The 13,067-nt window shown below is 49.1% G+C and carries 9 protein-coding genes; 6 read left to right on the top strand and 3 right to left on the bottom strand.

Annotated features, from left to right (window positions below; all coding sequences use genetic code 11):
- The first annotated feature begins 21 nt into the window (after positions 1–21).
- The gene (locus ACJJIP_RS13205; RefSeq protein ID WP_020414790.1) at positions 22–369 is read left to right on the top strand and encodes an SCP2 sterol-binding domain-containing protein; all 348 of its coding nucleotides are present in this window, start codon (positions 22–24) and stop codon (positions 367–369) included.
- A gap of 140 nt (positions 370–509) precedes the next feature.
- Positions 510–2,144, top strand: coding sequence for an AMP-binding protein (locus ACJJIP_RS13200; RefSeq protein WP_020414791.1), 1,635 nt, complete (start codon positions 510–512; stop codon positions 2,142–2,144).
- Positions 2,145–2,347: 203 nt separating this feature from the next.
- On the opposite strand, the gene ACJJIP_RS13195 is transcribed toward ACJJIP_RS13200, so the two are convergent.
- The gene (locus ACJJIP_RS13195; protein WP_444945318.1) at positions 2,348–4,108 is read right to left on the bottom strand and encodes a M28 family metallopeptidase; all 1,761 of its coding nucleotides are present in this window, start codon (positions 4,106–4,108) and stop codon (positions 2,348–2,350) included.
- A 181-nt stretch (positions 4,109–4,289) separates the two neighbouring features.
- Positions 4,290–5,492, bottom strand: a complete 1,203-nt coding sequence (locus ACJJIP_RS13190) for a phosphatidylinositol-specific phospholipase C domain-containing protein (RefSeq protein ID WP_444901875.1) — start codon at positions 5,490–5,492, stop codon at positions 4,290–4,292.
- A gap of 590 nt (positions 5,493–6,082) precedes the next feature.
- Here ACJJIP_RS13190 and ACJJIP_RS13185 point away from each other — a divergent pair.
- Complete coding sequence (locus ACJJIP_RS13185) at positions 6,083–7,597, top strand: MFS transporter (protein ID WP_444945317.1); 1,515 nt, start codon at positions 6,083–6,085, stop codon at positions 7,595–7,597.
- Between the two features lie 583 nt (positions 7,598–8,180).
- On the opposite strand, the gene ACJJIP_RS13180 is transcribed toward ACJJIP_RS13185, so the two are convergent.
- A complete protein-coding gene (locus ACJJIP_RS13180; RefSeq protein ID WP_020414795.1) occupies positions 8,181–9,305 on the bottom strand; it encodes a M14 family metallopeptidase in 1,125 nt (374 codons plus the stop codon).
- Positions 9,306–9,796: 491 nt separating this feature from the next.
- Between ACJJIP_RS13180 and ACJJIP_RS13175 the strand changes: the two genes are divergently transcribed.
- From ACJJIP_RS13175 to ACJJIP_RS13165, 3 genes are all read left to right on the top strand, one after another.
- On the top strand, positions 9,797–10,279 hold the full coding sequence (locus ACJJIP_RS13175; RefSeq protein ID WP_020414797.1) for a hypothetical protein: 483 nt from the start codon (positions 9,797–9,799) through the stop codon (positions 10,277–10,279).
- 335 nt (positions 10,280–10,614) lie between these two features.
- The gene (locus tag ACJJIP_RS13170) at positions 10,615–11,403 is read left to right on the top strand and encodes a TatD family hydrolase (protein WP_444945316.1); all 789 of its coding nucleotides are present in this window, start codon (positions 10,615–10,617) and stop codon (positions 11,401–11,403) included.
- A complete protein-coding gene (locus tag ACJJIP_RS13165; protein WP_444945315.1) occupies positions 11,400–13,064 on the top strand; it encodes an aminotransferase class V-fold PLP-dependent enzyme in 1,665 nt (554 codons plus the stop codon). Before ACJJIP_RS13170 ends, ACJJIP_RS13165 begins: the two co-directional genes overlap by 4 nt.
- The last annotated feature ends 3 nt before the right edge of the window (positions 13,065–13,067 follow it).

Below are 13,067 nucleotides of genomic sequence, written 5' to 3'. Positions count from 1 at the left end.
GTTAATAACGGAGAGATTCCGATGCAATTGCCGGATTCAGTGCAGCAGCGCCTTCGGCGTCTAGCTTGTTTGCACCCACTTGCTCGGGTACAGTTTCGGCTGCCGGACGCCTGTGATTTTTTTGTTTATATCACTGGTAGTGCCAATGACCTTGAGGTGGTATCCGAATTCGGACAAGCAGAACAGCCGGCACTAATATTAGAAATGGCTAACCAAACGCTCAAAGCAATATTGGATGGTCATTTAAACGCGCGCCATGCCTTTCTCTTGGGGGACGTTCAGTACACGGGGGATAGAGAGCTGGCGGCGGCCTTGGCAGGTTTATTTCCTGCGCGGAGTAAAAAGGGAGATATGTTTGGAGAGGCATGAAAGCGCCTCTTTTTCACTATCTCGCAAGATACTACAAACAATAAATAAATTCTCGCTGGCGCCTTTAGATGGCAGGTTTCGTCTATAAGGACGGAAGATGAGAGCAAGCGACAACAACAATCAGGAATGGGAGAAGAGAGTTGGACATTGAACGCAGCATACTCGATGTTTTTAAGGGCGCTTGCGCCAAATTTGGTGACCGACCGGCTTTTACCTGCCTGGGACGAACTCTGACGATTGGCGATATTGACACTCTGAGCGCGAAGTTTGCGTCCTATCTGCAAAATCATACAAATTTAAAGCCGGGTGATCGCATCGCCGTCCAGCTGCCCAATGTACTGCAGTATCCTGTAGTGGTTTTTGGTGCCCTGCGTGCGGGCCTCGTGGTGGTTAATACTAACCCGTTGTATACCCAGCGTGAGTTAAAGCACCAGCTAAATGATTCCGGAGCCAAGGCGTTAATCGTCCTGGCCAATATTGCCGATACTGCTTCTGCAGTGGTTGCGGAAACCGGCGTGGAAGAAGTAATTGTTACTGAGATTGCGGACCTGCACAGTCCGCTCAAGCGCACGTTGATAAATAGCGTTGCCAAGTACATTAAGAAAATGGTGCCGGAGTTTTCCTTCGCCAACCAGGTGTCCTTCCGTGAGGTTATGACTCTCGGTGCCCAGCAACCGCAGCAGGATGCTGAGCGCACACCGGATGATATTGCCGTGTTGCAATACACAGGCGGTACTACTGGCGTGGCTAAGGGCGCTATGCTCACCAACCGCAACCTGGTTGCGAATATGGAGCAGGTGCGCGAAGCGTTTGGCAGTGGCATGAAAGAGGGTGAGGAATACTATATCGCGCCTTTGCCCCTTTACCATATTTACGCTTTTACCATTCACTGCATGTGTCTCTTCTCGACTGGCAATCACTCGCTGCTGATTCCGAACCCGCGCGATATTCCCGGTTTTGTAAAAATGCTAAAAGGTCAGCGTTTCACTGGTTTTGTCGGCCTCAATACCCTGTTTAATGGTTTGATGCGTAACAAGGAGTTTGCTGAGCTGGACTTCAGTAAACTGCATTCCACAGCTTCCGGCGGTATGGCTCTGACCCGAGATACGGCCAAGCGTTGGGAAGAGATGACCGGCTGTGTGGTAATGGAAGGCTATGGTATGACCGAGACTTCCCCTGTTGTGTCCTTCAACCCTACCGATGGTGTTCAGTTAGGTACTGTTGGTATCCCGGTGCCGGGTACTGAAGTCAAAGTGGTTGATGAAAATGGTAATGACCTGCCGAATAATTCTCCCGGTGAGCTTTGCGTGCGCGGTCCTCAGGTAATGAAAGGTTACTGGCAGCGTCCGGAGGCAACTGCGGATACTATCGATAGTGAGGGCTGGTTGAATACCGGGGATATGGCGGTTATACAGGATGATGGTTACATCAAAATTGTAGATCGCAAAAAGGACATGATTATTGTGTCCGGCTTTAATGTGTACCCCAACGAAATTGAAGATGTAGTGAGTGCCCACCCGAAAGTCACTGAAGCTGCAGCGATTGGTGTGCCCGATGAAAAGAGCGGTGAGCAGGTAAAACTGTTTGTGGTGAAAGCCGACTCGTCTCTGACTGAAGATGAAGTTATTGCTTTCTGTCGTGAAAATATGACTGCCTACAAGGTGCCCAAGCAAGTGGAATTCCGCGAAGACTTGCCCAAAACGAATGTGGGTAAAATCCTGCGCCGTGAACTGCGCGATGAGGAATTGAAAAAGCTGGAAGCCGTTAGCGCATAGTGCTTAGCCGGGTGAAGTCCCGGTTAGCTATTTTCTTTAAGCCTCACTGGAAACGGTGGGGCTTTTTTATTTTTAACTGTGCCGGGTTAGTAGATGGTTTTGCAGGAGGAGACCAAGACTGAGAGAGAGGGTTGTGTAAGTAAAAGGGGAGAGAAGGTCGCGGCAGCCCTGGGGTGCCGCCGCGAATAAAGGGAGGTTACCAGTTATTTGCGTGACTCTGCACTTGCATCGCGAATCGCACGGAACTCGTTACCCTCATACCAGTTGGGCCAGTCTCGGCTGTTGGCCAGTTCTAAGCCGAGTTTCAGACCCAGCTGCAGATCCATAGCAGAACCTTTGAGGTTCCAGGAGGGGTCGTACTCGTCGCCAGGCTTGTGATAGTGCTGGCTAACGTACTCATTGCCTTTCGCCTGGGCCCATTCGCGGCCATGCTCAAAGTTGTCTGTTCCGGAATCGAAATACAGCATGGGCACGCCTTTCTTCGCCAGGCTGAAGTGATCTGAGCGATAGAAGTAGCCGCGCTCTGGGTGCTCTTCCGGAGCCAGGTAGCGACCTTGGCCTTTGGCAGAAACTTCCAGCAGCTGTTCAAGCTCGCTGCTACCGTAACCAATCACGGTGATGTCACGGGCTGGGCCCAGAACATTCATTGCATCAAAATTGATACCGGCAACCGTTTTCTCCAGGGGGGCTACAGGCTTTTCAGCGTAGTATTTGGAGCCGAGCAGGCCGGACTCTTCAGCAGTCACAGCTACGAACAGTAGTGAGCGTTCCGGGCGATCCAGTTTTACAGCTTCGGCTGCCATAGCGAGCAGGCCGGCAGTACCTGTTGCATTATCCACGGCACCGTTAAAGATCCGGTCCTCACCTTCCGCGTTCTTGTTGACACCCAGGTGATCCCAGTGTGCGGTGTAAACAACCACTTCGTCCGGGTGCTTTGTGCCGGGTAGTTTGGCCACTACGTTGCGGGAGTTGGATTTCTGCAGGCGGTTTTTCAACTGAACACTGGCAGTTACCCCAAGGGCCTTAGGTTTGAAGCCCTGGGCTTTGGCTGCATCCATTTCCTTTTGTAAATCCAGACCAGCGGCGCTGAATAGCTCGTTAGCGGCTTGGTTAGTCATCCAGGCCTCTACAGCGACACGGTCAGCATTCTTGTTTTCAGCTTCGAGACTGACTTGCGCACCGGACCAGGAGCCGCTAACCACTTCCCATGGGTAACCCGCAGCCCCGGTCTCGTGGATGATGATTGCACCGTCAGCACCCTGGCGGGCCGCTTCCTCGAATTTGTAGCTCCAGCGACCGTAGTAGGTCATAGCATTGCCATTGAACAGAGCTTTGCCCTTGGTCGCGTAACCAGGATCGTTGACCAGAATGACTGCTGTCTTGCCCTTCATATCCAGGCCGGCGTAATCGTTCCAGTTGTTTTCAGGAGCGACAATGCCGTAGCCGACAAATACCAGCTCGCTGTTATCCAGGGCGGAGGCTGCAGTTTGCCTTTGGGTGAAGGTCACCATGTCTTCAATAGGTTGCAGCTGCTGCTCGAAACCATTTCCTGAGAATTTAAGGGGAGAGGCTTCTATCTCCATCTCCACGATGGGCACCTGCTGGAACCAGCTTGGCTTGCCGGCGGCATCTACGGCGCCGGGTACCAGGCCCAGGGCCTTGAACTGTTCTGCCAGGTAAGTAACGGTCAGCTCCTCACCCTTTGTGGCAGGAGCGCGCCCTTCGAACTTGTCGGAAGCTAGGATTGCAATATGCTTGTGCAGATCAGCAGCTATGGCATCAACTTGCGCCTGCTCAGCTTTGCTGAGGGACAGCTTGGATTCAGCGGCCTGATGCTCAGCATGGGCTGCACTGTGATCTGCTTCCGGTTTGGCAGCTTCGGGGTTGCCTTTACCACAGGCGGTAAGTGCACTGCCAACGGCTATGGTTAAGCCAAGGCGGCGCCAGAGGGTAGGGATTCGCATAATTATGTCCTGAGAGTCTTGCTCAGGCATAGATTATGCCCCATTTCAACTAAACTAACGACAGCTCTGAGTGGGCGGTACAAATGGGGTCCGCATAAAAAGAGCCCGCTGCATAGGCAAGCGGGCCCAGAATAGGGATATGAACTCAGTTTTTTTTACCAAATATTTATTTACCTAAGGCTCACTCGCTGCGGAGCCATTGTCCCTCATTGGCTTGGTCCTGGTAGTTGACCCAAACTTTGTCGTAACCAGTAGCTTCTTTAGCTGCTTTTAAAGCCTGGTTGTCCTGGCTGTTAGTGGGAACCTCAAATACATACTCGCTACCAAGTGACTGGCAAATATTGGCTCCGTGGGACCAGGGGCCGATGGAGGCGCTGACCAGCCAGCTGCCATTATTCATATTCTTACAGGCAAAGCTGTACTGGTTGCTGCAATTGGCATCATTCCAGCGGCCATTACCCCACTGCATCGCGCAATCTTCATTATTAAGATTGTTGGGTTCGCTTTGGTCCCATGACCAGATGGCAGCTGCGATGCGTCCATCGGTAGTATTCATATTGTCTAGATTGATGATGTTGCGGCCAAGGGCAAAGCCTTCGCGAACATCATTGGCAGTAATTCTCTTGATACCGCCGTTAAAAATTTCCCCAATGGTGCCAATGGTGGTGCTGTCTTCCCATACTCGACCAATTTCACCGAGACCAGTGAATGCCATATTTTGCATATCACTGTTTCCAGAGCAGCCGCCATCTTTCCACAAAATTACCTGTTTGCCCTCTGCCAGTACTTGATTTTTAGTTAGGGTGTTTGGAATGCTTTTGCAGCCGCCACTGTAATAAATTCTATCGCCGAAACGGCTGTTAATCTGATTGTAAAGATCCTGATGGCGACCGTCGGAGTGATCTTCGATGTACAGAATAATGACTTCATCCTGATTTGCGCTGTCTTCGAGCCAGGCTCTTACCTCATTGAAGCCTTCGGTCGCATACTTGTCATTGAGGCTGCATAGTCCATGACAGAGCAGCAGGCGTTTGGGGTAGGAGAAAAGGCTCTCCATCTTCGCTGTCCAATGAACATCGAGTTCTATAAAGCGGGCACCCATCCGCAGTTGATCCTTGATGGAATATTCCTGCTGGGGGTCAAGGTAGCGGCAACCAACAGAGAAGTTACAAGCCCGGTACACTTCCGAATTGTAGGTATTGTGCGTACCGAGAATATTGTTCTCGCTCATAGGCGTGTGGTTGTCAATTTTCCGTTGTAGATCCAGAGCTTTACCAGTCCAGCTATTTTGAAAATCAGTAACGGTATCTGCCCAAAGGGGGGAGCAAACAAACAGCGAGATAATAGCTGTTGCCTGGATTAGCTGCATGATAGTGCGTTTCATTATTATTCTCCGGGGGAGTTGGGGGTTGAGTAGCAGTTTCATTTACTTCGTATTTTGAATAAATGAACAGCCTTGTTGATTTTTATTGGTTTATTTTTTTGAGAGTATGAAGTAGAGATTTATTTATTATTTTTGGGGTTTTTACTATGGATAAATTTCCCTGTCTAGAAAAAGTGAAATGCACTATTGGCTTTTGGGATGTTGGTTTGGTTGCCGGGCGGTTGCGTGAATAGAAAGTTCCAATATTGAGTTGATAATGTTTTGTGGTGACTGGTTATTCTATTTTTGGTTTTTTCGGTTAACTCAAATTTCTCTTGTTGATTGGTCAGTATTTGTATTGACTAAGCGTTCACTTTTTAGTGTATGAGAAGGGATTGTCTGGGGACTTTTATTGCTATTTGTGAAGGCTCCCGTGTCGTGATATGCCCTTTATGCTTATTGGTAGAAAGTCCACTGTGTGGGGAAAGTGGGATGAGTCTTATCTCAATAAATACCCCCTACAATTATTATTGGCTTAGAAGATGCTTGATTCTTTGGTGGTTGTTATCGCCAGTCAGGTATTTGGGAATAACGAAGTGGAGCATTGAGCGGTGCAGCGACTCAACAAATGGACTATTTTACTGGGTTCCTTTCCCGCTACTTTTATCTTGGGCCTGGACTACACCATAGTCAGTATTGCCCTCCCTACTATTCAGCAAAGCCTCGGCGCTACATTTGTCCAGACCCAATGGATAATCAATATCTTTATGTTAATGCTCTGTATCCTGATGGCGAGCATGGGGCGTCTCGGGGATATTGTTGGTTCGTTAAAAATGCTAAATGTTGGATGGATACTGCTAGCAGTTGCTTCTCTATTGGCTGGGTTGGCAAATGATCCATTGTGGTTGATTGTCTGGCGTGGTTTACAAGGTGTTGCTATCGCCATCATTGTGCCAAATAACATAGCGTTACTGTCCCATAGCTTTGTGGAGAAAGAAGCGGGTTTTGCTATGGGCTGGTGGATGTCAATTTTGGCGATAGGTTTTGCACTTGGGCCTGTATTGGGCGGAATAATGTGCCATCTTTTTTCTTGGCGCTCTATTTTCTTTATTAATATTCCCTTTGTCTTGGTCAGTGTTGTTGTAGGGCTCTTTATGATGAAGAGCCCACAGTGTCTGGATGCAGAAAAGAGCTATATAGATTGGCGCGGTATGATTTTGCTCGCGCTAAGTGTTGGATCGTTGGTATTACTGGTGGTGGAGGGGCCTCAAATCGGGTGGATGAGTTGGCCTGCTCTGGTTCTATTGGGGGTTTCTATTATTGGTTTTTGGCTTCTGTATAGGGTTGAGAACAAATTAGAGCAACCGCTAATTCATTTTTCCTACTTTAAAAACGCTCTATTTTCTGCCTGTATACTGACTAATTTTAGTTTGTTGGTGTTTTTGATTTCTGCATTTTTCCTGTTGCCGTTTTACTTGCACGTTGTTCGCCAGGACACAACAGTGATGTCCGGATTGATACTGCTACCAATTACTTTGGTGATGGCATTAGTCTCCCCGCTTGCAGGGCGAATGGCTACAAACTCACGTCCCGCTGCGCCGATACTAATCGGTGTAATATGTATTTTGATTGCGGCCATAGTAATGACGCAATTTTCTACTCAAACAAACTTTACTACTTTATTGTTGGCTTTTGTTCCTTTTGGTATTGCCTGGGGCTTTGTCTTTAGTGCTACCGCGCCTATCGCAATAGGTGCCCTGCCTGCGAATAGTGCCGGTATTGCCACAGGTATGCTGTGGGGTATTCAGAATATTGGTGCTGCACTTGGTTTGGCTGTTACTGGTACTGTTTTCCGGTTGTTGGAAAAGCACAACTTGTTACAGTTGATAAAGGAAGATGGGATTGCTATGTCACATAGCTTTGAAAAGTATATTCAAGCTCTATTAATGAATCCTGAGCGAGTTGACCACAGTGCCGCAGGAGTTTCCAGTCAGCTTCATAGCCAAGTTGTTACAATGTTTGACCAGTCTTTCGCGAGTGCTTTTCAATCTGTAATGTGGGGGTTGGTGGTATTTACCTTTTTACTTTTGTTGATGGTTATATTTCTACTGAAAAAATCGCAGTAAGTTTTCAATATTTTTTCTGTTTTCTGTTTTCTGTTTTCTGTTTTCTGTTTTCTATTTTCTGTTTTCTGTTTTCTGTTTTCTGTTTTCTGTTTTCTGTTTTCTGTTTTCTGTTTTCTGTTTTCTGTTTTCTGTTTTCTGTTTTCTGTTTTCTGTTTTCTGTTTTCTGTTTTCTGTTTTCGGTTTGGGGTGATTTAAAAATTTTATGTTGCAGTCAGTCAACGAAAAGGGTTGGTAAATCTTCTCATTGGAGATTGCTGTACAAAAGTTTGTGCATCGTAGTGAATGCTATTGAAGTTAATTGTAAATGTGTTTTGATATTTGTTCTAAGTGAATAATCGTAGAGGTTGCCTTCACTATTGCGCCAACATGAGTAAGCTGGATCCAGTACGTAAAGCCTACCTGGAGCGGGTGGATTTGTTTGTATTCATTGAATAATTAATGTAATAAGAAATGTCTTTTATTAAGCCGAAAACTATAGCGCCCACTCTTCTCCATGTCTCTAAACTAATATCCAGGCAGTGAGTTTTGCTTCCTTGAAAGTGGGTTCCCGGCCGTATCGGCCGGGGCCATTTGTGACCTGGTTTTACTTCAGGGTTTTTAGTACTTCACGTATCGGGTACAGGATATCGCGGGCCAGCTGTTGGCTGCGGGCTGGTGACCAGCCTTCTATGGGATCGGGGAGGTTGTCGTTGTCTTTAAAGGGCATTTCCAGAGTTAGTGCCAGGGTGCGGAATTGGTGGCCGGCCCAGGCGGTGCCAATAGTGAGGTTGGCTTCGCCAGGCTTGTCCAGCTCATAACCATGCTCAGTTTGGAAGTCAGGGCTTAGGGCCTCATAGGCCTGTTTGAAGGTCTCCTCCAGTTTCGCATGGCGTTCATCGTAGCCGGGAATACCCTCACAAGCTGCAACAAAATTGTAGGGAAGCGCTTCATCGCCATGAATATCTAAGAAAATATCCCCACCAATTTCCAGCATTTTTTCTCGCACCAGGAATACTTCAGGACTCCGTTCCATCGTTGGGTTAAGCCACTCGCGATTCAGGTTGGCACCAGCGGCATTGGTGCGCAAATGTCCGCGGACACTGCCATCGGGGTTCATATTGGGGACCACATAGAAAACGGTGTCAGTGAGCAGCTTCTGGGCCTGTGGGTTGGCATCATCCAGCAATGCTTCAAGGAAGCCCTCTACAAACCACTCGGCCATAGTTTCTCCGGGGTGCTGACGAGCAATCATCCATACCCGGTGCTTGGCAGTATCAGCATCTCCGATAGTGAGCATGGTCATGTCGCGCTCGTCGAGGGTCTTACCGAGGGTTTGCACTTTCACCCGATCGTTGCTCTGCGCCCACGCCAGCAAGTCCAGATGCCGCTCCCAGGAGTAGGGGGCGAAATAGGCGATATAAATGCTTGGTTCATCCAGGGTAACTGTAAAATCGAGGGTGTTACCGTCATAGTTGGCGCCGACTCGGAACCAGTTTTGTCTATCGTATGAGGCACATACTCGATAGTTCTCCCAGCCTTCCGGATATGCTGATTTGCCCGCATTGACGATGCGCAAGGGGTAGCTGGCCCCAACTTCGCCTTCGAGGCGAAAGTGGAACCACTGGTAAAAATCAGAATTATTGTCCTGGCGGATGGCCAGTTCTATTGGGCTGCTATCAGTATTGATGACTTCGATATTGCCGCTGTCAAAAGCACTGGTTATATACATTTAGAGAGCTCCACGCTTGTTGTTGGGCGCAGGATACAGCGGTATGGGGAATATTTCAGGAATAGGAAAGGGAATATCGCCACTTTATGGTGCGATTTCGCGCTGCCAATAATAAAAAAGCACGGTATCGAATTCGATACCGTGCTTTAGCCAATCCCTGGCGGCACCTGCTACGACTACTGCTCCCTGAAATTTCCGGTGTCGGACCCCTGGCGACTGCTCACTGCCCGGCCTGATCACAAGTGCGTCACTCCACACTGTCAGAAATCGTATACTTCTCCATGACATACCGCAGCTAGTGCTGGTTAAAGTTTAGGCAGTCTCGGTGATCAAATGTTGTACCTTGGTGCAGATCGGCGTAAATTTGGTTATCTTCTGTCCATGCTGAATGGGGCGATAGCCCCGTTAAGAGCGTGTTGGGTTGGCAAGCTTCAATTTGAGGGCCCATGACCTTACAGAAATATTATTCAATTAGATAAATGAGGTAAGCCATGAATAGAAATATCAAACGTGGCATTGTGTTCAGCGGCTTGTTGACAATGTTAATGAACCTCAGCGCATGTGGTTACTTTCTGTATCCGGAGCGCAAGGGGCAGGCCGGTGGGCGTGTTGATCCGGCTGTAGTAATACTGGATGGTGCAGCGCTGCTTTTTGGTATTATTCCAGGGGTTGTGGCCTTTGCAGTGGATTTTACCAACGGTACCATTTACCTGCCGCCAGGTAGGAGTTCAGTCGTTGATCGGCACGTCAGTAGTGTTGAGCAAGGTGAGGTGCGTCAGGTTGTCGATGAAAAGGGACAGGCTTGGCTGGAGGTACCGGTTGAAACCTCCGCTTTAGAGCATGAGAACCTGCAGCGCTTGAGTGAAACCTTGTCGGATGTCACTGGAAGCCAAGTTGATAGTGGTGAAATTCTCTGGCTGGAGGATTCGGCAGCCTTACGGGCAGCGACGTCAACCCAGACTGCGTCACGCTAACTCCCACTGCTGTCATATCATATTTTTGATATTGATGAGCTGCCAGCTGTGTAATGGTAGCTCTCAATGTCGCCTCTGCTCTTTCTCCAGATACTTAGCCGAGCCCGGACTGAGAGTAAAGGGGTTCCAGCAAGCCGCAGACGACAGTCCCCAAGCAACCAAACTTTAATAAACAGTTTTTGGTTCGTGCTAGATGCCAGGGTGGCATTCACAGGGCTTTTTCCGGTTTTTTCTCTTTCCTAACTCGCAGTTATCGAGGGCTTTCCTCTGGAAAGGGCATTCGAGGCGAGTGGAGGGCTCCATGCTAAGATGCAGACAAAGCCGGGAATACACTCGTGAAATTTATCGATAGCCACTGCCACTTTGATTTTGATGCCTTTCAACCAGATCGCGCTCAAGTCTGGCAGCGATGTATTAATTCAGGAGTAACTCGCCTGATTATTCCGGGAGTTTGCCGAGCACAGTGGCATCCACTTACAGCTTTGACCGGTAGCCAGTCGGGATGGTACGGGGCTGCGGGTATTCATCCATGGTGGGTAGCAAAAGAATCAAACCCCGATGGGAGCCTGATTCAACCTGAAGCGCTTGGTCGGGCACTTTCTGATTACCTTAATTCGAATCATTGTGTTGCCGTTGGAGAGTGTGGCCTTGATGCAGCTATTGAGACGCCTATTGAAATTCAGGAAGCAGTATTTAGAGTACAGCTGGAAGTCGCCAGTGAATTGGAATTACCGCTGATATTGCACGTGCATCGGACACACAATGAGGTGCTGAAGCTCTTGAAACAGTTCCGCCTGCCCCGAGGAGGTGTGATCCATGCATTTAGTGGCAGTGAGCAGATGGCTATGGATTACTGGAAAATGGGTTTTTATTTGGGCATCGGTGGCACTATTACTTATGCGCGCGCGGCGAAAACCCGCCGAACTGTGTCGCAGCTGCCCATTGAGAGCCTGGTACTTGAATCCGATGCGCCAGACATGCCTATTTCGGGCAGGCAGGGGTTGCGCAACAGTCCGGAAAACCTGCCGTTAATAGCCGCAGAGCTGGCTAAGTTACGCGGTGTCTCCCTGCAGGACATTGCGGATAAGACACAAAACAATACTGAGATTTTATTTTCCTTATGAGTTTTTCTGCAGAACACTTTAAGCAGCAGTTCCCGCTTTTTGCCCAGGAAGAAAATGCTGGGCTGGTTTATCTGGATAATGCGGCCACAACCCAAAAGCCGATGCCCGTAATTAATGCCGTGCGTGATTACTATATCCATAGCAGTGCTAATACTCATAGGTCTAGCCACCGTCTAGCTCGGAAGTCCACTGAAATGGTGGAGCAGGTTCGTAAGAAGGCTGCGCAGTTTGTGAATGCCGCCAGCGAGAGAGAAATTGTATTTTGTCGCGGCGCCACTGAAGCCTTGAACCTTCTTGCCCACTGTCTTTGTAGTGACATGGAGCCTGGAGATGAAATTGTTATTTCCACTGCTGAGCACCATGCCAACATTGTTCCCTGGCAAATGGCAGCGGAACGGTATCATCTGACTTTGCGCTTTGTCCCCCATACTGCTGGTATCCCACAATTTGACCGTTTGGGTGAAGTGCTGAGCGAACGCACCCGGGTGGTTTCCCTGACCGGTGGCTCGAACTCTATTGGCCTGCGACCCGACTTGGAAGTGATCCGCCAATTGTTGCGGCGTAGACACATTATGTGGATCGTTGACGGTGCACAGTTGGCGGCCCACGAACAAATAGATGTGCAGAAAATTGGCTGTGATTTTTTTGTTTGTTCAGCCCATAAATTTTATGGGCCGAGCGGAGTAGGTTTCCTTTATGGAAGGGAGGCTGTCTTGGAGTCTATGCCCCCATGGCTGGGGGGGGGTGAAATGATCTCAGAAGTGGAACTGCATACCAGTCGCTATGCCGGCTTGCCGCATAAGTTTGAAGCGGGGACATCGCCACTGGCTGCGCTTGCCGGTCTTGGTGCTGCGATCGACTTTCTCGCCCAACAGGATCGCCGGGCGATGGAGGAGCATGAGCAGAAGCTTGTACGCTGGCTTCATCGCGAGTTGAGGGCTTCGCCAAACTTCCGTCTGATTAGCCAGGTGCACCACAACCTGGGAATTGTTGCTTTTGTGCCAGTGTATGGCAGTGCAGCTGATTTAATGCATTGGCTGGATGAGCGGGATATTGCCGTGCGTGTGGGGCATCATTGTGCGCAACTACTCGGGCGAGCTAGTGGTAACCTGGTGACAGTGCGTGCTTCCGTTGCGGCGTATAACACAGATAGTGATATTAGGGATTTTTTACAAGCACTTGAGGATTACTGTGAAGTGCAGCAGCTGTCCGCCTCGGGGCTGGAAGATGAGAGTAACAGTTGGGACCTGGATGACTTTTCCACGTTATTGTTGGAGCGCTTGACATCCCAGCGTAATTGGCAGGGGCGCTACCGCGAACTTTTACTATGGAGCAAAGTCGTGAGTGCGAAACCTGAGATCCGCAACCCGGAAAATCTGGTACGCGGCTGTGAGTCAGAGGCTTGGCTGGTACACAAGGAGAGGGAGGGGCGCCATTATTTTGGTCTTGATAGTGATAGCCGTGTGGTGAAAGGGCTTGGGGCCCTACTTCTTTCCCAAATTGATGGGCGTACCCTGGAGGAAATTAGGGCGCTTGATCTGCCCCAGCTCTTTAAGGAGTTGGGGCTTAGTAAACACCTCAGTCAATCGCGCACTAATGGCTTCTACGCCTTGTTGCGCCGTGCTTTGCACCAGATAGAAGACGGTACTGCTGAGGTTTAATGG

It is taken from the genome of Microbulbifer variabilis (assembly GCF_052467165.1).
Note: the sequence above shows the minus strand (reverse complement) of the source record. Positions and strands in the feature narration are given on the sequence as shown.